This is a genomic window from Rhodococcus sp. AD45-ID (assembly GCF_003023755.1).
Lineage (GTDB): Bacteria > Actinomycetota > Actinomycetes > Mycobacteriales > Mycobacteriaceae > Rhodococcus_F > Rhodococcus_F globerula.
Map to the genome: position 1 here is coordinate 1,976,016 of NZ_PYHL01000001.1, position 20,077 is coordinate 1,996,092.

Genomic DNA, 20,077 nt, shown 5'->3' on the forward strand with positions numbered 1-20,077 from the left:
ATACGCGCGAGCGATGTCGCGGGAAACGGTGTAGCCATGACCGACTTCGAGACCAAGAACTTTTTCAAAGACGACGATCTTGTCGTGGACCCGTATCCGTACTTCGAGGCGATGCGCGGTCAATGCCCCGTCAAGCGCGAACCGCACCACGACGTAGTCATGGTGACGGGGTACGAGGAAGCCGTGGAGGTGCTGCAGGACAGCGTGACATTCTCGTCGTGCACGTCGGTTACCGGTCCGTTCCCAGGTTTCCCGGTCCCACTCGAAGGCGACGACGTCTCGGAATTGATCGAACTGCACCGACACAAGCTCCCGATGAACGATCAGCTACCGACACTCGATCCCCCGATGCACACCGATCACCGCGCGCTGCTCATGCGATTGATCACCCCCAAGCGCCTCAAGGAGAACGAGGACTGGATGTGGACGCTCGCAGACCAGTTGCTGGACAAGGCACTCGAGGGCGGCGAAGGTGAATTCATCAGCGAGTTCGCCCTCCCGTATGCGTTGCTGGCCATCGCCGATCTGCTCGGTGTTCCCGAGGACGATCGCAACGATTTTGTTCGGAATCTCGGACAACCGCACGGCGGTGGGGGCGGCGGTGTCGGAAGCACCGGCGACGACACGATGGCACACACTCCGATGGAATTCCTGTACGCGCAGTTCACCGCCTACGTCGAGGATCGTCGCCGTGAACCACGTGACGATGTCATGACCGGATTGGCCACCGCAACGTTCCCGGACGGCTCGACCCCCGATGTCGCAGACGTCGTACATGTTGCTGCCAACCTCTTTTCGGCCGGCCAGGAAACCACGGTCCGCCTGCTCAGCTCCGCACTCAAGATTCTTGCCGAAGAGCCGGAGCTCCAAGCACTTCTACGCAAGGAACGCGACCGCATTCCCAACTTCATCGAAGAGACACTGCGGATCGAAAGCCCGATCAAAGGCGATTTCCGGCTCTCTCGAGTTCCCACAACCATTGGCGGAGTAGATATCCCGGCAGGCACCACGGTAATGCTGGTCAACGGCGCTGCCAATCGCGATCCGCGCCAGTTCCCGGATGCTGCGACGTTCGACATCGATCGACCCAATTCCCGCACACATATCGCCTTCGGCCGTGGCATTCACAGCTGCCCCGGCGCCCCACTCGCTCGTACGGAAGCCCGGATTTGCCTCGAGCGCCTTCTGGACCGCACCACGGACATCCGAATTTCGGAGAGTATTCACGGAACGGCGGATAACCGTAAATTCCAGTATGTTCCGACGTTCATCCTCCGCGGTCTCACCAACTTGAATCTCGAGTACACGCTCGCCGAGGAGGGCGCCTGATGAAGGTCACTGTCGACCCGGACGGATGCAAGGGGCACGGCGTCTGCCTCACGATCGCCCCTGAGGTCTTTACTCTCACCGACGACGGTTACGCCGAGGCGATTGCCGACGAGGTTCCGACAGACTCGGAAGGTGCAGTTCGTGACGCTGTCTCGAATTGCCCCGAGCGCGCAATCACCCTGACCTGACTTCACTTTCAACCATCAATCACGACTACCAGGAGTACGTAATGCCCAAGGGATATGTCATCTTGACCGAAGCCGTCAAGGACGAAGCCGGCATGAATGCCTATGGCCGGGCATCTGCGCCCTCACTGGCAAAGGGCGGCGCCACAGTTCTGTCGGTCGAGACGACACCTCGCGTACTCGAGGGCGATTGGCACGGCGACCGGACAGTCGTCCTCGAGTTCGCATCGGTCGAGGCGGCCCGCACTTGGTACGAGTCCGACGAGTACCAGGAGGCAAAGGTGTTGCGCGAGAGTGCTGCCGAGACCAATGCCGTGATCCTGTCAGGATTCGAGATGCCGAGTCGCCGTGGGTGATGTCGACCTCTAACGGGTCGAGCAGACCCTGAATCTCACGCGGTGTTCGTCTGTCGAACACCGCGTGTTTTTTGTGTGTAGACCGACCGAACCCGGCCGACGTTGACGACGGGTGAGGACTGTGGAAATATTGCGCTCAGTTAAAGAGAATGTGATTCTCAAAGATGAGATCGAAAATATTGCGCCTTTCGATGACAGCAAAGGAAACGAACATCTGATGCGGCTATCTCCGTTACCCGAAGCAGATTGGGACGACCAGGTCCGAATGTCGTTGCGCGGAATGCTGCCCCGTGAGCGGCAGAACCCGGAAGGTGCCGGACCGGCTCTGTCCACTCTGGTGAATCACCCTGAACTGACCAGGGACTTCCTCATCTTCAGCACGCGAATGCTGTACCGCAACAGCCTTCCGCCGCGCCTGCGCGAACTCGCCATCCTGAGGGTTGCAACGCGCCGAAACTGCGCTTACGAGAAGACCCACCACATCATCATCGCCCAGGAGGAAGCAGGCCTGACGCCGGCCGAGATCGAATCGGCGATGCGCGGCGAAGCCCTCGTCGAACCCGACATCACGGTGTTGCGCGCCGTCGAAGAGCTCGAAGTCGATTCGATCGTCTCCGACGAAACCTGGGCTGCACTCAGCGAGTATTTCGACAAACGACAGCTGATGGATTTTGTCTTCACCGTCGGCTGCTATGGCCTGATGGCCATGGCCTTCAACTCATTTGGCATCGAGCCAGACCACGAAAGCGAGTAGACCGTGCCACACTTCGCCAAACCGGCCGCGGGAAGCTGGACCGAACAGTATCCCCACCTCGGCACCGCACCCGTCGACTACACCGACTCCATCGACCCCGAACACTACGAAGCCGAACGCGAAGCAATCTTCAAACGCACCTGGCTCAACGTCGGACGCGTCGAACGAGTCCCCCGCACCGGCAGCTACTTCACCAAAGAACTCGCCGCCGTCAACACCTCCCTGATCATCGTCAAGGGCGCCGACGGAACCATCCGCGCATTCCACAACGTCTGCCGCCACCGCGGAAACAAGCTGGTATGGAACGAAATCCCCGGCGACGAAACCTCAGGCACCTGCCGCCAGTTCACCTGCAAATACCACGCCTGGCGCTACGACCTCGACGGCAAACTCTCCTTCATCCAACAAGAAGGCGAATTCTTCGACGTCGACAAGCAGGACTACGGACTCGTCGAAGTCACCTGCGAAACCTGGCAAGGCTTCATCTTCGTCAACCTCAACCCCCAGCAAAGCCTCGAGGAATACCTCGGCCCCATGCTCAAGGGCGTCGAAGGCTACCCCTTCCACGAAATGACCGAGGTCTACAGCTACCGCGCCGAAATCGGCAGCAACTGGAAACTCTTCATCGACGCATTCGCCGAGTTCTACCACGCCCCCATCCTGCACCAGAAGCAGGCAACCAAGGCCGAAGCAGACAAACTCGCCGCCACCGGCTTCGAAGCACTCCACTACGAACTCGACGGACCCCACTCCCTCATCTCCTCATGGGGCGGAATGGCACCGCCGAAAGACCTCAACATGGTCAAGCCCATCGAACGCGCACTGCGCAGCGGACTCTTCGGCCCCTGGGACCGCCCCGACATCGAAGGCCTCGACCCCCTACCCCCCACACTCAACCCCGCACGCCACGCAGCCTGGGGCGAAGACAGCTTCACCATCTTCCCCAACTTCATGCTCCTCATCTGGGCACCAGGCTGGTACCTCACCTACCACTACTGGCCCACCGCAGTCGACAAACACATCTTCGAAGCCAGCCTCTACTTCGTACCCCCCAAGAACACCCGCGAACGACTCGCACACGAACTCGCCGCAGTCACCTTCAAGGAATACGCACTCCAAGACGCGAACACCCTCGAAGCCTCACAAACAATGATGGCCACCCGCACCGTCACCGAATTCCCCCTCTGCGACCAAGAACTCCTCATCCGCCACCTTCACCACACCGCACGAACACACGTCAAGGAGCACCGCGATGCCACTACCAACTGACTTCGCCGACCTCGAACGCTTCGCCGACTGGATCCTCCCCACCGAAGGCGAACGCTACGCAAAACGCCTCGCCTCCACCATGCCCGAAATGCAAGACTTCTACGACGCCGCCTTCAACCGACTCGAAGACGCCATCACCTACTGCGACAAATTCCCCCTCGACGACCTACCCGACGACGCACGAGCACTCGTACACCTCATGCAATCCTTCGTCATGGTCACCTTCCCCATCGAAGTCTGGAAACAACCCCGCGTCCCCGACAGCGGCGCAGCCTACGTAGCCGTCACCGTCGAACCCGTCGTCTGACCCGATCTACCGATCGTCTGATCTTCTGATCTTCTGATCTCAAAGGGACTGAACATGATCACACTCAAAGCAGCGGGAATGCTCGACGTCGACAGCGGCGAGATCGTCCGGCCGGCCGTCATCAAGGTCGACGAAGGCAAGATCGTCGGAATCGGCGGAACACCCGAAGGCGAAATCGTCGACCTCGGCGACCAGATTCTTCTTCCCGGACTCATGGACATGGAGGTAAACCTGCTGATGGGTGGACGCGGCGAAAAGCCGGTCTACTCAACGGTTCAGGATGATCCGCCGCTCCGGATGCTGCGTGCCGTCGGCAACTCACGTCGCACTCTGCGCGCGGGTTTCACCACTGTGCGCAACCTGGGACTGTTCGTGAAAACCGGTGGCTACCTGCTCGACGTGGCTCTCGGCAAGGCAATCGATGCGGGTTGGGTCGACGGACCGCGAATCATCCCGGCCGGCCACGCGATCACTCCCACCGGTGGCCACCTCGATCCGACGATGTTCGCGGCGTTTGCTCCCGGCGTGTTGGACCTGACTATCGAAGAGGGCATCGCCAACGGTGTCGACGAGTGCCGTAAGGCTGTTCGCTACCAGATCAAGCACGGCGCTCAGTTGATCAAGGTCTGCGTTTCGGGTGGAGTCATGTCACACACCGGACTACCTGGTGCGCAACACTATTCCAACGAAGAACTGCGTGCGATCGTGGACGAGGCGCACCGACGCGGTCTGCGTGTCGCGTCGCACACGCACGGCGCAGAAGCAGTGAAGGCGGCAATCGAAGCCGGCATCGACTGCATCGAGCACGGCTTCCTGGTCGACGACGAGGCCATCGCAATGATGGTGGAGCACGGCACCTTCCTGGTGCCGACCACGCGCTTGGCCGACGCCATGGATACCTCCAAGGCCGCGCCGGAGCTACAGGCCAAGGCAGCCGAAATGTTCCCGCGTGCACGACTTTCGGTCAAGGCGGCATACGACGCCGGTGTGAAGATCGCCGTAGGCACCGATGCGCCGGCAATCCCGCACGGAAAGAATGCAGACGAACTGGTTGCCCTCGTCTCTCGCGGCATGAGCAATATCGCGGTGTTGCGGGCGGCCACCACCGTCGCCGCAGATCTCATCAACGTCACCGACCGTGGCCGTCTGGCCGAAGGTCTACTCGCCGACATCATTGCGGTACCCGGAGATCCGTTGGAGGACATCACGGTTACCCAGCGAGTCGGCTTCGTCATGAAGGGCGGAAAGATTTATGTCAACAACTGACGAGATCATGGAGATCTCGCAACTTCTCGCTCGCTATGCGGTCAACATGACCAAGGGCGATGTCGACGGTGTTGTCGCTGTGTTCACTCCGGACGGCACGTACAGCGCTTTCGGCGACAAGTACCCACTCGACGAGTTTCCCGCTCTGGTTGCGGCCGCTCCCCAGGGGCTGTTCATGACGGGGACACCCGTCGTCGAATTCACCGGTGCCGACACGGCAACCGGAAGCCAGACACTGTGCTTCGTCGATCATGCAACGCACGACATGCGGATCGGCTACTACAGCGATACGTACCTGCGCACCGAAGACGGTTGGCGGCTGCAGACGCGCGCGATGACGTTCCTGCGCCGCAACGGCGATCATGATTCGGGTATTCCTCACGCTTTCGATCGTCCGGGGGCATGAACGTCCCCGAATTTCGGTCGGCCGTCCAGACCTGGCTGGCCGAAAACGATCTCTCCCCCGGATCCGATCATTCGCTCGACGGTCAGGTAGAACAGCTCGGCCGCGTTCGAGGTGCACTGTTCGACGCGGGTTGGATGCGGTACGGCTGGCCCGAGGAGGTCGGCGGGCTCGGTGGGCCCGCTGTCCTGCGTGCGGTTCTCGGCGAGGAAGTTGCCACTCGCGACCTCGCCGAGCCCGGCATCTACTCGATGATCGAAGTCCTTGCTCCCACGATGATTTCGTACGCCCGGCCGGAGTTGGCAGCGGAAATGGTTCCGCGACTTCTCAGTGGACGTGAGCAATGGTGCCAGGGCTTCTCCGAACCCGGTTCGGGTAGCGATCTCGCGTCGCTGAGCACCCGGGCAGTCCGAGACGGGGAAAACTGGGTTGTCAACGGTCAGAAAGTCTGGACGTCGCTGGCTCAGTATTCGGCGCGATGTGTCCTGCTCACCCGTACCGGGCCGGGCCACGACGGAATTACCGCCTTCTTCGTCGACATGGACACTCCAGGCATCACCGTCCGGCCGCTGCGCACCATGCACGGAGTCGACGAGTTTGCCGAGGTCTACTTCGACGACGTCGTCGTTCCGGCGGACCGCATGCTCGGCAAGCCGGGCGACGGTTGGCGAGTGGCGATGGATCTACTGCCCCATGAGCGTTCCACGTGCTTCTGGCATCGGATCGCGTACCTGTTCTCCCGTCTGGATCAGCTGCTCGCCGAATCCGACACAGACGCAACAGATGACGCCGAACTCGGCGCCGCCTACCTGGCACTGCACACCGTGCGAGCCCGGTCCCTCGCGACACAAACCCGATTGGCGGAGGGCGCAAAGATCGGCCCGGAGACATCGATCGACAAGGTTCTGCTGGCGACCTCCGAGCAGCAGTTGTTCGATACCGTGCGCGACTTGTTGCCTGGCACCATCGAACTCGACGAGACGCCATGGCGGTCGGAGTTCCTGTACTCGCGTGCAGCCACCATCTACGGCGGTACAGCTGAAATTCAGCGCAACATCATCGCGCGGCGGCTGCTGGATCTGGGGAAGGAATGAGCATGCACGACGACGAGCTGAATCTGCTCACCGAAACGCTCCGCAAGACAATGCTCAGTGTGTCCGGCAGCAAACTCGATGCCGCCATGACCGAACTCGGTTGGACCGAGATGCTCACCGAAATGCCCGATGTAGCAGTGCCTCTGGTGTTTCGCCTGCTCGGCGAGACCGGCGCCCATGCACCACTGGTCAACGACGTGGTGTTGGCCGATACCGCGCTGAGTCTGCCCGTGGGCGGTACCGTCGCGCTGCCGTACTCCGGTGTGCGCTGGGTCCTGTGGGAACGGAGCGAGGGACCCGGAACAACATTGGACACCGATGTTCCGCTACGCGTCGTGGAGGCCGGTGATGCCGTCCCGCTCGCGGCGGGTCGCCGGGCACTCGGATGGTGGTTGGTGGGTACCAGTCGCGCAATGCTCGATCTCGCCCGCACCCATGCCTTGAACCGCATGCAGTTCGGTAAGCCGGTGGCATCGTTCCAGGCTGTTCGTCATCGGCTTGCCGAGACGCTGGTCGCCATCGAGGGCGCGGAAGCAACGTTGAATACCGCCACCGACGACCTCGGCTCGCTGCTGGCGAAGGCCGCGGCCGGCAAAGCCGCTCTGACAACGGCCCGCCACTGCCAGCAAGTACTCGGCGGGATCGGTTTCACTGCCGAACACGACCTTCACCGTCACGTCCGTCGGGCCATGCTTCTCGACGGATTGCTCGGCAGTGCACGGGAACTCACCCGTGAGGCGGGGGCAACCATCCGAACTCAGGGATTTGCTCCACGTCTGACGCAACTGAGCTGAGCTCACACAAGTCAGGTCGTCGGCGGAGGCGCGTCACGGAAGAGCGCCTCCGCCGACACCGCCAGGTACCCGTCCACGGTGATCTCACCGTGAGCGCGGACCTTCTCGTCTTCATCGCTCATCCGACGACCGGTGATCACAACGCCTTCGAAGAGTGGGAGCGGCTGGTGGTAGCGCACCACCAGTTCCTCCAGAAGGGTCGATCCCTCCGGGTGTGTCAGGCCGAGTATGTGATCGAGCATCAGCGCCGACATCCCACCATGCACAAGTCCCTGCGGTCCTTGGTAGGGCAGGCCGAGCGAGCCGGTCGCCCGGACAGTGCCGTCAGGCAATCTCTCCATATCCAGGGGCGGTGCGAGGGCATTGCCTCTCCCACTGACAGGGTCACGGAACTCCACGGGTCCAGCGTTCTGCTCGAGCGCCGCTTCGATGCGGTCGAGTTCGTCGGCTACCGCGACCAGGGCGGGATCGTTCTCGTCCACCCTCAGGAGAAGGTCAGTCAATCGCCGCAGTCCGTCCGCCGCGTCGTCGATCGGTGACGGATTAATCACGTCAGCCCTGTCGATCCTGGCCACGAGCCCCTCCTTCGCGCGGAACGATGAACAGTCCTTCTGCACTCACGCACAGGTCGTGTTCCCACCAGATTTCTCCACGGCACCACGACTTTCGGCCGTCTACGTACACATGCCAGGCCCGTACCGTCAGGTCGCAGCACACCGGCATCGGGTGGTGGTAGCGAAGCGTCAAACCTGCTGTCATGGCGGGGACTCCTGCTGCCATGTTCGCTTCCGCGAGAGCAACGTCGAGGACCATCGCCGCAAAACCCTCATGCACTACTCCGAGGGAACCCTGATGCGCGACCGAAAAAGTGACTGTCCCCTCGTTACCGTCGCCGATGTGACGCAAGTGGAGCGGAGCTGCAAGCACATTGGCGGATCCGACTACCGGACTGTATCGGACGATCCTGCCGATAGTGTTCATCTGATTCACCCGCTCCGCGGCAGAGCAGGAGCGAGCCTCGAGATCGTCAGCGAGAGCATGTATCCGCGAGGCCACGGCAGAGAGCCCCGGCATGTCGGAGCGGGCGGCCGCTACAGCCGCTGTCAGCCGCCGCACGGACACAACAGCTCGGGCAACCTCATCCGAATCCTGCTGTGCCACCGTGTCCACGTCGTACCTCATTCGGTTCCTCCCGGAAGTTACCCTGTTACCGGAGTTGCCATTTCGGCGAGAAGATCAGTGGTCCGGCGGACGGATTCCTTCCGGTCCGCACCGACGGGGAAGACGGCAGCCCAGATATCGGTCGCACCGGCATCCACCAGGGACTGCAATTGTGCGCGCACCGATCGAGCGTTGCCGACAATCGCCACATCCGCTGGGCTGCTTGCTCCGCCGGCGTCGAGAACCCGTTGATAGTTGGGCATTCCGGCATACGCGGTGGCATTTGCAGCAACAGCGGCGCGAGCTTCGTCGGCATCGTCGTGAACCGCCACCGGCAACCCGGCGACAATTCGAGGCGCTGGGCGACCCGCAGATTCCGCAGCAGTATGGAGCGCGGGAGCGATGTGGGACTCGATCACCTTGCCCGACGCCATCCATAACACCGTGCCATCGGCGTATTGTCCTGCCACCCGCAACATGCGGGGCGACATGGCGGAGAGCAGCACCGGGACGTCGTGGACGACCTTGGCCATCCGGCCGGCACTGCGCGTCGACCAATCCGCGCCGCGGAAGTCGACGTCTTCCCCGCGAAGCAGTGCGGTGACGATCTGTACATATTCTTCGGTATTGCGACCCGGGCGGTCGTAGGACAAGCCGTACACGTCCCGGACCAGCGATTCGTGCGAAGGTCCGAGCCCCAATGTGAATCCCTTGCGTCCCATGGCCTCTGCTACGGCAGCAACGCGATTCGCCTGCAGCAGTGGATGGCACGGATAGGTCTGCAGAACAGCAGTTCCGAGTTCGATCGACGTCGTGGCCCGCCCGGCTACCGCAAGTGCAGTCAGCGGATCACCGGCGACCGTGCTGGCGTACCAGAGTGAGGTAAAACCGTCTGCCTCTGCTCGTTGTGCTTGCTGGACAATTTTGTCGGTGGACGAAGCGCCGCCGGTCAATCCGATTCGCATGATTCCTCCAAAGTTGGAGTGGCTGATCCCGGCCACCGTCTGGCGCGAATAATGCTGCCAGAGAATTGGGTTGGCCTCGACGGAGACATATGACCGCCGGTCGAATCACGCCACGATTGGACTATACAACTGTATAGTCCAATGCGTCTATCGCGGCAGACTTCCCACCGACATCACATCAGCTGAAATGAGCAGAGGATGACCCTCGACAACTCCACCGAGACCCAGCAGCTCGAGACACTACAGAAAGATGTTCGCTATCTCATGGATCGCACCGCGATCCTGGACTGCATCAGCCGGCACGCCCGCGGATGCGATCGACACGACATCGATCTCATCACCGCCGCGTACCACGACAACGGCGTCGACGAACACGGGTTCGCAACCAATACGGGTCCCGAATACGGTGAATGGGCGAACACTGCCCACGCCGAAACCTCGCAGGTACACACGCACAACATCACCACGCACTCGTGCGACATCGACGGCGAGGTCGCACATGCCGAAAGCTACGTCATCGTTGTCCTCGTCGGCAATGACGGCAAGAGCGCGCAATTCATCAGTGGACGCTATCTCGATCGCCTGGAACGGCGAGAGGGTCAGTGGCGCATTGCAGTTCGCAGATCAACCGTCGAGGCAATGTTCATCGCCGACGCACGGGTGCTGCAATCGCCCTTCTTCACAGAAAAGGGCTACCTCGTCGGCACCCGCGACCGCGAGGATTTGTCATACGAACGTCCGCTGACGTTGGAGAAGCCTGCCCCCGCAAGGTGGGAATAACCCTGTGCGCCTTTCCGGTAGCGCGAACTACCAGAAAGGCGCACAGAGCCGAAGGCCCTACTTGATCTTTTCCTTCATCTCGTCCAACTTCACCAGGATCGGGTAGCCCGAAACACTGAGGGCGTTGCCGTGACCGGTCTGGTGGATGTCGAACACGGACTGCACGGCAGCATAGAAGCCCTGCACGTCGAGTGTCTGGTTGACTGCGCGCTTGGCCTGACGGAGGCCGAATGACGGCATCTCGGCAATCTGCAAGGCCATGGCGCGCGCCTCGGCATCGAGCTGATCGCGCGGCACAACCTTGTTGACCATGCCGGTCTTCTCAGCCTCTTCGGCCGTCACCGGACGACCGGTGAAGAGGATTTCCTTTGCCTTACGGGCGCCGAGTTCCCAAGTGTGACCGTGGTATTCGACGCCGCCGATGCCCATCAGCGCAACCGGATCGGAGAACAATGCGTCCTCGGAAGCAATGATGAGGTCGCACGGCCAGCACAGCATCAAGCCACCCGCGATGATGCGCCCCTGAACCGCTGCGATCGACGGCTTGGGAGTGTTGCGCCAGCGCAACGTGTATTCCAGGTATCGACGGCTTTCGGCGCGGTAGATCCATTCCAAGGTGATTTCCTTGGGCGAGGGCCAACGATCATTGAGGTCGTGACCGGCCGAGAAGTGCTTGCCTTCGGCGCGAACTACGATCACCGCGACGTCGTCGTCCTCGGCCGCACGGGTCCAGGCTGCGTCGAGTTCGTCGAGCAACTGCATGTTCTGGACGTTCGCAACTTCGGGACGGTTGAGGGTGATGGTCGCGATCTTGTCGGCCACCTCGTAGAGAATGTACATGTCAGGCTCCTCAGCTTCGGGGAAGGCCGAGCACGCGCTCGGCGACGATAGTGCGCTGGATTTCGGAGGTTCCACCGGCGATCGTGCCGGCGAAGCTTCGTGCATAACGTTCGAACCAACTCGAACTGAAGGCCTCGTTGTCCATCGGGTTGTACGCCGACGTCAAAGCCGGATGAACCAAACCTTCAGGTCCGGCGGCGATCAAGGCCTCTTCCGAAGAGCGTTGTACCGCTTCGGAACCGAGCAGTTTGAGTATCGACAGGGCGGCCACGTCCTGTTCACCGCGAGCAGCGCGCGCCAACGCTGCCGAACCGAGCAGACGCAGCGCCTGATGGTCCATCACGAGCGTCGCGTAGTGATCCCGGTCGATGTCCGTCGCCGGATGGAAGTCCGCCATCAGATCTTGCAGGCGATCGGCAAAGCTGAGCCACAACAAGTTTCGCTCGTGTCCGAGCGAACCGGTTGCCACTGACCACCCCTTGTTCAGTTCACCGATCAGGTTCTCTGCCGGAACTTTCACATCGGTGAAAAACACTTCGTTGAAGTCGAGATCATCGTCTGCGCAGATGGATGCAAAGGGCCGGCGAACCAAGCCTGGTGAGTCGGTGGGGATCATCAGCACACTGATGCCCTGATGCTTGGGGGCGTCGGGATCGGTGCGGACGAAGGTCAGGATCACGTCGGCGTCATGCGCGCCGGATGTCCAGACCTTCTGACCGTTGACCACAAAATGGTCTCCGTCACGATCGGCACGGGTGCGCAGCGACGCAAGATCCGAACCTGCGCCTGGCTCGCTCATGCCGAGTGCCGCGGTGATCTCAGCACGCAAGATCGGTGCGGCCCACTGCTTTTTCTGCTCCTCGGTTCCGAACGAGAGCAACGACGCGGCGATGATGCCCAGTCCTTGCGGATTGAAGCTGTGATAGATCCGCCGCTTCGACAGTTCCTCCAGATGCACGTACTGCTCGAGGATCCCAGCATTGCGCCCACCGAATTCCGGCGGGTTGCCCGGTAACAGCCAACCGTTGTCGAACTGCAGACGCTGCCATTCGCGCGCCCACTGCGGAATATCCGCGCTGGATCCGGCGCGCTCCGCGGCCTGCGCCTCGCTGGGAAGATTCTCGTCCAGGAAAGCGCGGAACTCTGCCCGGAATTCCTCGACGTCGGCGTCAAAGTTGAGTTGCACGGTACTCCTCGGCGATCAGCGCCCGATGCTGTGCCGCACCGCCGAGCAGTAGCTCACCGGCTTTGGCACGCTTGAGCGCAAACTGTAGGTCGTTTTCCCAGGTGAAGCTCATCGCTCCGAACAGCTGCATTCCGTTGCGGAACACCAACGATTGGCACTCCCCGGCTGCAGCCTTGGCCATGGACGCGGCCAGCCGCCGCCTCGGGTCGTTCTCGGCAATCGTCAGCGCTGCGTAGTACGCGAGGGCGCGGGCACGCTCGATTGCAAGGTGCATGTCGGCAGCTTTGTGCTGGACAGCCTGGAACGATCCGATGAGGGAACCGAACTGCTTGCGGTTCCGCACATGGTCGAGTGCAAGATCAAGGACGCGCTGACACGCTCCGACTGTCGTGAGCGCCATTCCGGTGAGCGCGAGGTCCATGGCCCGTGCCGGATCTGCGCTACTGCGCTGGTCGACGCCGACCCGCACGCCGTCGAACGACACTTCCGCAACATGAAGCACCGGATCGAAAATCGGACTGCGCGTCGCTGTGACGTCCGCGGCCGGAACAACAAAGACTCCCGCCGACGTGACGACGGCCAACTTCTCGGCGCGATCACCGTCGAGTACGCGGTGCGCCGTGCCGTCCAGACGCCACCCGTTTCCGTCACGGCTGGCACTGACGCCCTCGAATACTGCCGTTCCCGGCTGCTCAGGATCGATCGGCTCACTCGAAAGTGGAGCAAATTGTGTCATTGTCGCCAGGTAGGGAGTGGGATCCGTCGCTCGGCCCAACTCTTCCAAGACGATTGCCAATTCAACTGCGGTATCAGGATCGGTCAACTCGGTCCAACCGAGCGAAACGTAAGTTTTCCAAATTTGTATCGGGTTGGCGTCGTTGTCGACGACGTCCCGGATCAGCGACGACGGGCATTCCTTTGCCGTCACTTCGCGCACGGTGTTTTGCCATAGTCGCTGATCGGAGTCGAACTCGAAGAGCATCCCGAACTGCCTCCCTGTCGGAGCTGCGGTGCATTATTGTTTGAGAATAGCATTCTCGCTCAGCGATAGTAATAGTCTCGAAAATGTAAATAACACTTGGTCGTTCCACTGTGACACAGACATCTCCGGTACAGTGCAAACATGTTTTTGACAATCGGAAGGGGGCTGGTGCAGTGGTGACCACGCCCAGCGAAGAGCCGGCATGGAAGCAACGGTCGGTCGAGCGTTCCATCAAGACCGCAAAGCTTCGCGCAGAGCAACGCGTGCAGCGATTTCTCGATGCGGCACAGTCGATCATCACCGAAAAAGGCACCACCGACTTCACCGTGCAAGAGGTGGTCGACCGGTCCAAACTGTCCTTGCGTAGCTTCTACCTCCAATTCGACGGTAAGCACGAACTACTGTTGGCATTGTTCGAAGACGCCCTGAGCCGTAGCGCCGAACAGATCCGTGCAGCGACCGCCGGCACATCCGAACCGATGGACCAACTCAAGATCGCAGTCGAGCTTCTTTTCGAGTTCTGTCGTCCCGACCCGGCTGCTCAGCGTCCACTGTTCACCGATTTCGCCCCCCAGTTGCTGCTGTCGCATCCGGCCGAGGTCAAGGTTGCCCACTCCTCGCTTCTCGCGTTCTTCGTCGAACTAATGGAGAAGGTGAGCGAAGCAGGACAGTTGCGCGAGGGCGTCAACCCCCGCCGAATTGCCGCCATGACCATGCAGACGGTGATGTTCATTGCGCAGTCCAGCGGCGCCCCGGACGACGCGACCGTCCATCCCATTTCCTCCGACGAGGTCTGGGCCTTCTGTTCACAGGGGTTCGCACACAAGGGCTGAAAAACAGGATTGAGAACTTCATTCTCAATTGAGGAAATTTTATATACACTCGGCCGATGTCCGAGTTATGGAACGACCTCCTCGCCTGCCTCGACCTGCAACCGCAGACCGGACGAACTGATACCGACGAGAATGCGACAACCCTCGTTTTCGAGGGTCCCAACCTGCATTTGACGTACCACCGACTTTTCGGCGGGCAAATTCTCGGTCAGTTCGTCCGCGCGGCCGAATTGACCTGTCCGAACAAGAGCATCAAGTCGCTTCATTCCCTGTTTGCCAGGGAAGGCAGCGCCGACGAAACCGTCCGCTATGAAGTGACGCGTCAACACGAAGGCCGTTCCTTCGCAACATTGACCATCATTGCGCGCCAATCCAAAGGCGTCATCGCCACGTCCCTGATCTCCATGCATGCTCCCGAGGACGGCCCGGATCGTCAGTCAGAGAACACAATTGCGTCGCCACTCGGCGAAGAGTTCCGGACCGACGTCGACCTGATCCCGTGGGAAATACGCACCGACGTCGACCTCAACTCCACCGACACCGGCGCGCCCGAGTTCGAAATGTGGATGCGCACCCCACCGGTCAGCCAGAACCTCGCGCCCGCCATCGCCACCTACGCCACCGACCTCACGCTGATCGGCACCGCCCTACGCCCGGTCGACGGATTGAGCCAACTCGGCAACGGAACCACCTTCACGTCCGCAGTCACCTCACACAATCTGTGGTTTCACCGACCCTTCACGACCGACTCGTGGCTATTGCTGCGTCAGGACAGCCCCGTGACTGCTCACGGGCGCTGCTTCGGCCGCGGCGACGTGTACTCCGAGGACGGCAACCTCGTTGCCTCGTATGCACAGGAAGCCCTGCTCCGCCTACCGTGACAACCGATTCTCGGTAGCACCGACCGATCAGTTAGGTGTGACATGAGTTCAAATACACTGTCCGACAGCTCTGTTCAGAGAATCTCTGCCGTGAGACCCTACCGGGTGGTTCAGTGGGCGACCGGCAACATCGGCACCCGCTCGTTGCGCGGCGTCATCGAACATTCAAATCTGGAATTGGCCGGGGTATACGTGCATTCGGCTGACAAGGCCGGTCGAGACGCCGGTGAACTGTGCGGTATCGACGACGCCGGGGTGGTGGCCACCAACAGCATCGACGACGTCATCGGACTGGCCGCGGATTGTGTGCTGTACATGCCACGCCAGTTCGACGCCGACGAAGTATGCCGCATTCTCGCGGCCGGCTCGAACATCGTCACCACTCGTGGAGAATTTCACTACCCTGCCGGCATGGACCCAGCACTGCGCGAGCGGATCGAAGCCGCGTGCCGAACCGGAGGAACGTCGATCCACAGCACCGGCAGCAGTCCCGGATTCGTGACCGAGGCACTCCCCCTGGTGTTGAGCTCGATTCAACGTCGCCTGAACCACCTCGCGATCAGTGAATTCGCCGATCTCTCCCAACGTAATTCACCCGGGATACTCTTCGATGTCATGGGATTCGGGCTCACCCCGACCGATTTCGACGAGAACCGAATCGCACACGTGAAGTCGAACTTCGGTCCGTCTCTCCAGCTGGTCGCCGAGTCGATCGGTATGCCACTGGACTCCGTCGACGCCCACGGCGAGCTGGCCACCACCCGAACTACAGTCCAGATCGCAGCGGGAACCCTGGAGGCGGGCACCGTTGCCGCTCAACGGATCACCGTGAGCGGCAAACATGCCGGCCGAGAACTGCTGAGCTTCTGCGCAACGTGGTACTGCTCGAGCGAACTCGACGTGGATTGGAAGATTCGTGACACCGGCTGGCACATCGACGTCGACGGCGATGCGCCACTCGACATCGATCTTCGTTTCCCCATCCCCTTGGAGAGGATGAGCGAGACCGCCCCGGCCTACACGGCAAACCGGGCAGTCAACGCCATTCCTTCTGTCTGTGATGCAGCTCCGGGAATTCGTACGACACACGATCTTCCGCAGATTGTCGCGCATCTGAGCTAGCTGGCTTTCCTACGTTCCGAGCAGTCGCGCCGCAGCGGTGTACGCATCGCTGCGGCCCGCTGCGACGGCAGCGGCAAGTTCGTCGAGGTCTGCGTGGGCACGCAACCTCGATTGCGCCAACGACAGAATCTGCACCCTTGCCCGAGCCGTTCGCCGGGCAAGGGTGTCTGCACGCTGGTGAGCGTCGATGGCATCAGCCAGTTCTTCCGCACCAACACCTTTGGACGCAATCAGCTTGAGAATGGGGACGCCGGCCTCGGCGCGCAAGTCCCGGACGGTCTGATCCGCGCCCTCTCGATCCGCTTTGTTCACGACCAGGATGTCGGCAACCTCGAGCAGTCCGGCCTTGGCCGCTTGAACTGCATCCCCCGCACCGGGATTGAGAACGACCACTGCGGGATCGGCGATGGCCGAGATCTCGATTTCGGACTGCCCGACGCCCACCGATTCGAGCAGAATCAGATCGTAGTCGAGCGCCGCGAGGAGGCGGATCGCTGCGGGTACGGCAACGGCCAGACCGCCCAGGTGACCGCGAGTGGCCACCGAGCGGATGAGGACGTCGGCGTCGTCGATGTGCTCTGCCATCCTGATTCGATCGCCCAACAATGCCCCGCCGCTGTACGGCGAGGAAGGATCGACCGCAAGAACGGCAACCCGCAGTCCGCGATGACGATAGGCCCGCACGAGGACTGCGATGGTGGTCGACTTGCCTGCGCCCGGCGGACCGGTCACTCCGACCACCCGCACCGGTCGTGAGCCGACGATGTCGAGAACTTCTTCGCGCCGACTACTCTCGACCAGACTCAACAGCCGACCCGCGGCGCGCAGTGAACCTGAGCGCGCCGCGGTGACAAGATCCTCGATCGTTGCAACAGTAATGACCGTCATCGATTACTCGAATACCTCTCGGTGCCAGTCGATATCCGGAGTCGACATCACGGAGCCGGAACCTCGATGACAACCGCCGAACCCATACCGCCGCCGGCGCACATAGCTGCCACACCGATTCCGCCGCCGCGGCGTCGCAGCTCGTGTACCAGGGTCACCAGCATGCGCGCACCGGTGGCTGCCACGGGATGCCCGAGAGAACATCCACTGCCGCTGACATTCACGCGGTCAGCGTCGATTCCGAGCATCTTGATCGTCGCCACGCACATCGCCGCGAACGCCTCGTTGATCTCGAACAGATCCACGTCGGCCAACGACATTCCCGCGCGTGCCAACGCCTTCGGAATTGCCTCGACAGGAGCCAGACCCGTGAATGCGGGATCGACCGCGACGGATGCCCACGACTTTACCGTTCCCAGTCCAGGCATCCCCAGATCGCTGCTGGCGATGGTGAGAACCGCAGCAGCATCGTTGGCGCCGCTCGCATTTCCGGCGGTGATGCTGAAGCCTTCGATCTCGGGGTGCAGCACCTTGAGCGAGCCGAGCTTCTCCAGGCTCGTCTCACGGCGCGGATGCTCGTCGACGGAGAAGAGTCCGTGCGGTGTGCTGATGGGCACGATCTCTTCTTTGAACCGCCCCTCGTCAATGGCGCTCACTGCCTTCTGGTGCGAGAGCAGAGCCCACGCGTCCATGTCCTCGCGCGAGACTCCGGCCTTCACCGCGGCATTCCAGCCCACCGTGATCGACATGTCCTTGTTCGGCGCATCGGGGCGATCCGGGTGCGTCGGGGACATCCACGGCACAAATTCGCCGTCGACGCGGAACAACGACCGCGGGCTGGTCGACGAGGAGTTGACGCCACCGGCGATGATCAGCTTGTCCATCCCGGAACGGATGGACCCTGCAGCGGCCTGCACGGCGCCCAGGCTAGCCGCACAGTGCCGGTTCAGTGCCAGGCCTGGCACCGTAGTCAGGCCCGCGGTAATTGCCGCGTGGCGGGCGATCACGCCGCCGCCGTACAGTCCCTCGGCGAGCATGACGTCGTCGATCTGACTCGCGTCGAGAGTTTCTGCTGCCGCCGCGACGACATGGTGCGCGAGGTCGTGAGCGGTGGTGTCTCGCAACGTTCCCTTACCCGCGGTACCGATGGGGGTTCGCAGAGCGGAGACGATAATTGCTTCAGGCATGGGTGTTCTCCAATTCGGCCAGCAGAACGCGGCGCAGTAGTTTTCCGGTTTCGGTCTTCGGGAGTTCGTGTCGGAACACGACGATGTCGGGAGTCTTGGACGATCGCAGTCGTTCCTTGACCCACGCCTTGATCTCTGCCTGATCGACCTCACCGACGAGAACAGCAACTATCCGCTGTCCCCATTCAGGATCCGGAACGCCGATCACAGCAGCCTCGATGATGGCGGGATGCGCAAGAAGCACGTCCTCGATTTCTGCGGGGGCGATGTTCTCACCCCCTCGGATGATGGTGTCGTCCGCGCGCCCCTCGATGAACAGGAAACCGTCGGAGTCGAGTCGGCCGAGATCACGCGTGGCGAACCAGCCGTTCTCGTCGAGGACGCTCCGATTTCCGTACTCACCGGAAATCTGCTCGCCTCGAACGAACACCAGGCCGGTAACCCCGGCACCGACCGGATCACCGTCCTCGCTGCGCACCTCGATTTCGATGCCCGGCAGCGTTTTTCCGACCGATCCGAGACGATCACGCACTGCCGGATCGGTAGAGGCAAACGCAATCCGGTGATCGTCGGGGCCGAGAACTGCCACCGACGACGCTGTCTCCGTGAGTCCGTAGGCATTGACGAATCCGGTATCCGGGAAGCTTCGCAGCGCGTGCTCGAGTACCGGCCGGGGTGTTCTCGATCCGCCGTACGCCAAACTTGCCAGCGAGGGAGTATTTGCATCGTTCTCCCCCAATTCGGCGACAACACGCGCCAGCATCGTGGGAACGAGCATTGCGTGAGTGACGCTTTGGCTCCGGACGGTGTCGAGCCACACGTTGGCGTCGAAAGCGGCCAGATAGACGATCCGACGCCCGGTGTAGAGGTTCGAGAGCAGGTTCGTCAGACCGGCGATGTGGTAGGGCGGAACAGAGACCAACGACGCGTCGCTCTCGTCGGCCGACGAGAACTCCATGGTGTTGAGCACGTAAGCAAGTAGATGCCGATGCCGGAGTATCGCGGGCTTGGGATCAGCGGTGGTTCCGCTGGTGTAGATGATTGCGGCGACGCTGTCACCGTCCCACTGTGGAGCCGGAGCATCGGATGGAGCCGGAGCTTCGGATTCGGCCGAATCCTGCTGTATCGCTTCGATGTCGATCAGTTCGTCGAGATCGTCGAGACGCAGCACCAGTGCACCGGGGTGGCGGTCGATCAGGGCAGTCAACTGCTGATCGCCCAATCGGTAGTTGAGTGGCACGAACGGAACCCCGGCCATCGCGGCGCCGAACAGCGCGACGGGGTACGCGAGGTGGTTGGTGCCGAGGTAGAGCACGGCAGGGTATTGCCGGAATCGGTCGGCGGCGCGGCGGGCAAGGGCAAGGAGTTGCGCGGCGGTCAATGACCGATTTTCGACGGTCACTACGGCCCGATCGCAACTCGATGCGGCCATTTCTGCAATCATGGTGATGTTCATGAGAACATTATTCTCTCAACAGAGATCAATACTTGCAAG

The 20,077-nt window shown here is 61.5% G+C and carries 23 protein-coding genes; 14 read left to right on the forward strand and 9 right to left on the reverse strand.

The features are described from left to right. Window positions 1-36 precede the first annotated feature (36 nt). The 10 genes from C7T36_RS08835 (at window position 37) to C7T36_RS08880 (ending at window position 7,757) form a co-directional block, all read left to right on the forward strand. Window positions 37-1,329: a cytochrome P450 gene (locus tag C7T36_RS08835; RefSeq protein WP_045064763.1), complete on the forward strand. Its 1,293-nt coding sequence runs from the start codon at window positions 37-39 to the stop codon at window positions 1,327-1,329. Next, the gene (locus C7T36_RS08840) at window positions 1,329-1,517 is read left to right on the forward strand and encodes a ferredoxin (protein ID WP_045064766.1); all 189 of its coding nucleotides are present in this window, start codon (window positions 1,329-1,331) and stop codon (window positions 1,515-1,517) included. Before C7T36_RS08835 ends, C7T36_RS08840 begins: the two co-directional genes overlap by 1 nt. Window positions 1,518-1,558: 41 nt before the next feature. Beyond that, entirely contained in the window at window positions 1,559-1,870 is a 312-nt protein-coding gene (locus tag C7T36_RS08845; RefSeq protein ID WP_033237409.1) for a DUF1330 domain-containing protein, read from the forward strand. 217 nt (window positions 1,871-2,087) lie between these two features. Beyond that, entirely contained in the window at window positions 2,088-2,624 is a 537-nt protein-coding gene (locus tag C7T36_RS08850) for a carboxymuconolactone decarboxylase family protein (RefSeq protein ID WP_045066694.1), read from the forward strand. A 3-nt stretch (window positions 2,625-2,627) separates the two neighbouring features. Continuing rightward, on the forward strand, window positions 2,628-3,893 hold the full coding sequence (locus C7T36_RS08855) for an aromatic ring-hydroxylating dioxygenase subunit alpha (RefSeq protein ID WP_033237420.1): 1,266 nt from the start codon (window positions 2,628-2,630) through the stop codon (window positions 3,891-3,893). Beyond that, window positions 3,877-4,200 (forward strand): hypothetical protein, encoded by a 324-nt coding sequence (locus C7T36_RS08860; protein WP_033237421.1) that lies wholly within the window; start codon window positions 3,877-3,879, stop codon window positions 4,198-4,200. Before C7T36_RS08855 ends, C7T36_RS08860 begins: the two co-directional genes overlap by 17 nt. A gap of 54 nt (window positions 4,201-4,254) precedes the next feature. Further along, complete coding sequence (locus tag C7T36_RS08865; RefSeq protein WP_033236973.1) at window positions 4,255-5,466, forward strand: amidohydrolase family protein; 1,212 nt, start codon at window positions 4,255-4,257, stop codon at window positions 5,464-5,466. Continuing rightward, window positions 5,453-5,872, forward strand: coding sequence for a nuclear transport factor 2 family protein (locus C7T36_RS08870; RefSeq protein WP_045064773.1), 420 nt, complete (start codon window positions 5,453-5,455; stop codon window positions 5,870-5,872). Before C7T36_RS08865 ends, C7T36_RS08870 begins: the two co-directional genes overlap by 14 nt. Continuing rightward, complete coding sequence (locus C7T36_RS08875) at window positions 5,869-6,963, forward strand: acyl-CoA dehydrogenase family protein (RefSeq protein ID WP_033236975.1); 1,095 nt, start codon at window positions 5,869-5,871, stop codon at window positions 6,961-6,963. Before C7T36_RS08870 ends, C7T36_RS08875 begins: the two co-directional genes overlap by 4 nt. Then, window positions 6,960-7,757: an acyl-CoA dehydrogenase family protein gene (locus tag C7T36_RS08880; RefSeq protein WP_045064775.1), complete on the forward strand. Its 798-nt coding sequence runs from the start codon at window positions 6,960-6,962 to the stop codon at window positions 7,755-7,757. Before C7T36_RS08875 ends, C7T36_RS08880 begins: the two co-directional genes overlap by 4 nt. An 11-nt stretch (window positions 7,758-7,768) precedes the next feature. On the opposite strand, the gene C7T36_RS08885 is transcribed toward C7T36_RS08880, so the two are convergent. The 3 genes from C7T36_RS08885 to C7T36_RS08895 are packed head-to-tail and all read right to left on the reverse strand — an operon-like array spanning window position 7,769 to window position 9,883. Next, window positions 7,769-8,332 carry a PaaI family thioesterase gene (locus C7T36_RS08885; RefSeq protein ID WP_141485099.1) on the reverse strand — a complete coding sequence of 188 codons (564 nt, stop codon included), beginning with the start codon at window positions 8,330-8,332 and terminating at the stop codon, window positions 7,769-7,771. Beyond that, window positions 8,310-8,939, reverse strand: coding sequence for a PaaI family thioesterase (locus tag C7T36_RS08890; protein WP_045064778.1), 630 nt, complete (start codon window positions 8,937-8,939; stop codon window positions 8,310-8,312). Before C7T36_RS08890 ends, C7T36_RS08885 begins: the two co-directional genes overlap by 23 nt. A 17-nt stretch (window positions 8,940-8,956) precedes the next feature. After that, a complete protein-coding gene (locus C7T36_RS08895; RefSeq protein ID WP_033236977.1) occupies window positions 8,957-9,883 on the reverse strand; it encodes a TIGR03564 family F420-dependent LLM class oxidoreductase in 927 nt (308 codons plus the stop codon). Between the two features lie 198 nt (window positions 9,884-10,081). Between C7T36_RS08895 and C7T36_RS08900 the strand changes: the two genes are divergently transcribed. Next, window positions 10,082-10,663: a nuclear transport factor 2 family protein gene (locus C7T36_RS08900; protein ID WP_045064780.1), complete on the forward strand. Its 582-nt coding sequence runs from the start codon at window positions 10,082-10,084 to the stop codon at window positions 10,661-10,663. Window positions 10,664-10,720: 57 nt separating this feature from the next. Here the strand turns inward: C7T36_RS08900 and C7T36_RS08905 are convergent, their stop codons facing one another. The 3 genes from C7T36_RS08905 to C7T36_RS08915 are packed head-to-tail and all read right to left on the reverse strand — an operon-like array spanning window position 10,721 to window position 13,671. Further along, window positions 10,721-11,503: an enoyl-CoA hydratase gene (locus C7T36_RS08905; protein ID WP_033236979.1), complete on the reverse strand. Its 783-nt coding sequence runs from the start codon at window positions 11,501-11,503 to the stop codon at window positions 10,721-10,723. Window positions 11,504-11,513: 10 nt separating this feature from the next. Beyond that, entirely contained in the window at window positions 11,514-12,689 is a 1,176-nt protein-coding gene (locus C7T36_RS08910; RefSeq protein ID WP_033236980.1) for an acyl-CoA dehydrogenase family protein, read from the reverse strand. Then, window positions 12,673-13,671 carry an acyl-CoA dehydrogenase family protein gene (locus C7T36_RS08915; RefSeq protein ID WP_045064781.1) on the reverse strand — a complete coding sequence of 333 codons (999 nt, stop codon included), beginning with the start codon at window positions 13,669-13,671 and terminating at the stop codon, window positions 12,673-12,675. Before C7T36_RS08915 ends, C7T36_RS08910 begins: the two co-directional genes overlap by 17 nt. A 176-nt stretch (window positions 13,672-13,847) precedes the next feature. Between C7T36_RS08915 and C7T36_RS08920 the strand changes: the two genes are divergently transcribed. The 3 genes from C7T36_RS08920 (at window position 13,848) to C7T36_RS08930 (ending at window position 16,507) form a co-directional block, all read left to right on the forward strand. Then, window positions 13,848-14,504 (forward strand): TetR/AcrR family transcriptional regulator, encoded by a 657-nt coding sequence (locus tag C7T36_RS08920; RefSeq protein WP_230590427.1) that lies wholly within the window; start codon window positions 13,848-13,850, stop codon window positions 14,502-14,504. 56 nt (window positions 14,505-14,560) lie between these two features. After that, entirely contained in the window at window positions 14,561-15,385 is an 825-nt protein-coding gene (locus C7T36_RS08925; RefSeq protein ID WP_033236983.1) for an acyl-CoA thioesterase II, read from the forward strand. A gap of 90 nt (window positions 15,386-15,475) precedes the next feature. Next, entirely contained in the window at window positions 15,476-16,507 is a 1,032-nt protein-coding gene (locus C7T36_RS08930) for a dihydrodipicolinate reductase (protein ID WP_230590429.1), read from the forward strand. 9 nt (window positions 16,508-16,516) lie between these two features. On the opposite strand, the gene C7T36_RS08935 is transcribed toward C7T36_RS08930, so the two are convergent. The 3 genes from C7T36_RS08935 to C7T36_RS08945 are packed head-to-tail and all read right to left on the reverse strand — an operon-like array spanning window position 16,517 to window position 20,038. Next, entirely contained in the window at window positions 16,517-17,395 is an 879-nt protein-coding gene (locus tag C7T36_RS08935) for an ArgK/MeaB family GTPase (RefSeq protein ID WP_045064784.1), read from the reverse strand. Window positions 17,396-17,442: 47 nt separating this feature from the next. Then, on the reverse strand, window positions 17,443-18,582 hold the full coding sequence (locus tag C7T36_RS08940) for a thiolase family protein (protein ID WP_033236985.1): 1,140 nt from the start codon (window positions 18,580-18,582) through the stop codon (window positions 17,443-17,445). Further along, the gene (locus C7T36_RS08945) at window positions 18,575-20,038 is read right to left on the reverse strand and encodes a class I adenylate-forming enzyme family protein (RefSeq protein WP_045064786.1); all 1,464 of its coding nucleotides are present in this window, start codon (window positions 20,036-20,038) and stop codon (window positions 18,575-18,577) included. Before C7T36_RS08945 ends, C7T36_RS08940 begins: the two co-directional genes overlap by 8 nt. Between the last annotated feature and the right edge of the window lie 39 nt (window positions 20,039-20,077).

Bases quoted from the DNA above. Each gene is read 5' to 3' on its own strand.
- C7T36_RS08835 (WP_045064763.1), top strand. From the start codon at position 37: ATGACCGACTTCGAGACCAAGAACTTTTTCAAAGACGACGATCTTGTC.
- C7T36_RS08840 (WP_045064766.1), top strand. From the start codon at position 1,329: ATGAAGGTCACTGTCGACCCGGACGGATGCAAGGGGCACGGCGTCTGC.
- C7T36_RS08845 (WP_033237409.1), top strand. From the start codon at position 1,559: ATGCCCAAGGGATATGTCATCTTGACCGAAGCCGTCAAGGACGAAGCC.
- C7T36_RS08850 (WP_045066694.1), top strand. From the start codon at position 2,088: ATGCGGCTATCTCCGTTACCCGAAGCAGATTGGGACGACCAGGTCCGA.
- C7T36_RS08860 (WP_033237421.1), top strand. From the start codon at position 3,877: ATGCCACTACCAACTGACTTCGCCGACCTCGAACGCTTCGCCGACTGG.
- C7T36_RS08865 (WP_033236973.1), top strand. From the start codon at position 4,255: ATGATCACACTCAAAGCAGCGGGAATGCTCGACGTCGACAGCGGCGAG.
- C7T36_RS08870 (WP_045064773.1), top strand. From the start codon at position 5,453: ATGTCAACAACTGACGAGATCATGGAGATCTCGCAACTTCTCGCTCGC.
- C7T36_RS08875 (WP_033236975.1), top strand. From the start codon at position 5,869: ATGAACGTCCCCGAATTTCGGTCGGCCGTCCAGACCTGGCTGGCCGAA.
- C7T36_RS08880 (WP_045064775.1), top strand. From the start codon at position 6,960: ATGAGCATGCACGACGACGAGCTGAATCTGCTCACCGAAACGCTCCGC.
- C7T36_RS08890 (WP_045064778.1), bottom strand. From the start codon at position 8,939: ATGAGGTACGACGTGGACACGGTGGCACAGCAGGATTCGGATGAGGTT.
- C7T36_RS08895 (WP_033236977.1), bottom strand. From the start codon at position 9,883: ATGCGAATCGGATTGACCGGCGGCGCTTCGTCCACCGACAAAATTGTC.
- C7T36_RS08900 (WP_045064780.1), top strand. From the start codon at position 10,082: ATGACCCTCGACAACTCCACCGAGACCCAGCAGCTCGAGACACTACAG.
- C7T36_RS08905 (WP_033236979.1), bottom strand. From the start codon at position 11,503: ATGTACATTCTCTACGAGGTGGCCGACAAGATCGCGACCATCACCCTC.
- C7T36_RS08915 (WP_045064781.1), bottom strand. From the start codon at position 13,671: ATGCTCTTCGAGTTCGACTCCGATCAGCGACTATGGCAAAACACCGTG.
- C7T36_RS08925 (WP_033236983.1), top strand. From the start codon at position 14,561: ATGTCCGAGTTATGGAACGACCTCCTCGCCTGCCTCGACCTGCAACCG.
- C7T36_RS08935 (WP_045064784.1), bottom strand. From the start codon at position 17,395: ATGACGGTCATTACTGTTGCAACGATCGAGGATCTTGTCACCGCGGCG.
- C7T36_RS08940 (WP_033236985.1), bottom strand. From the start codon at position 18,582: ATGCCTGAAGCAATTATCGTCTCCGCTCTGCGAACCCCCATCGGTACC.
- C7T36_RS08945 (WP_045064786.1), bottom strand. From the start codon at position 20,038: ATGAACATCACCATGATTGCAGAAATGGCCGCATCGAGTTGCGATCGG.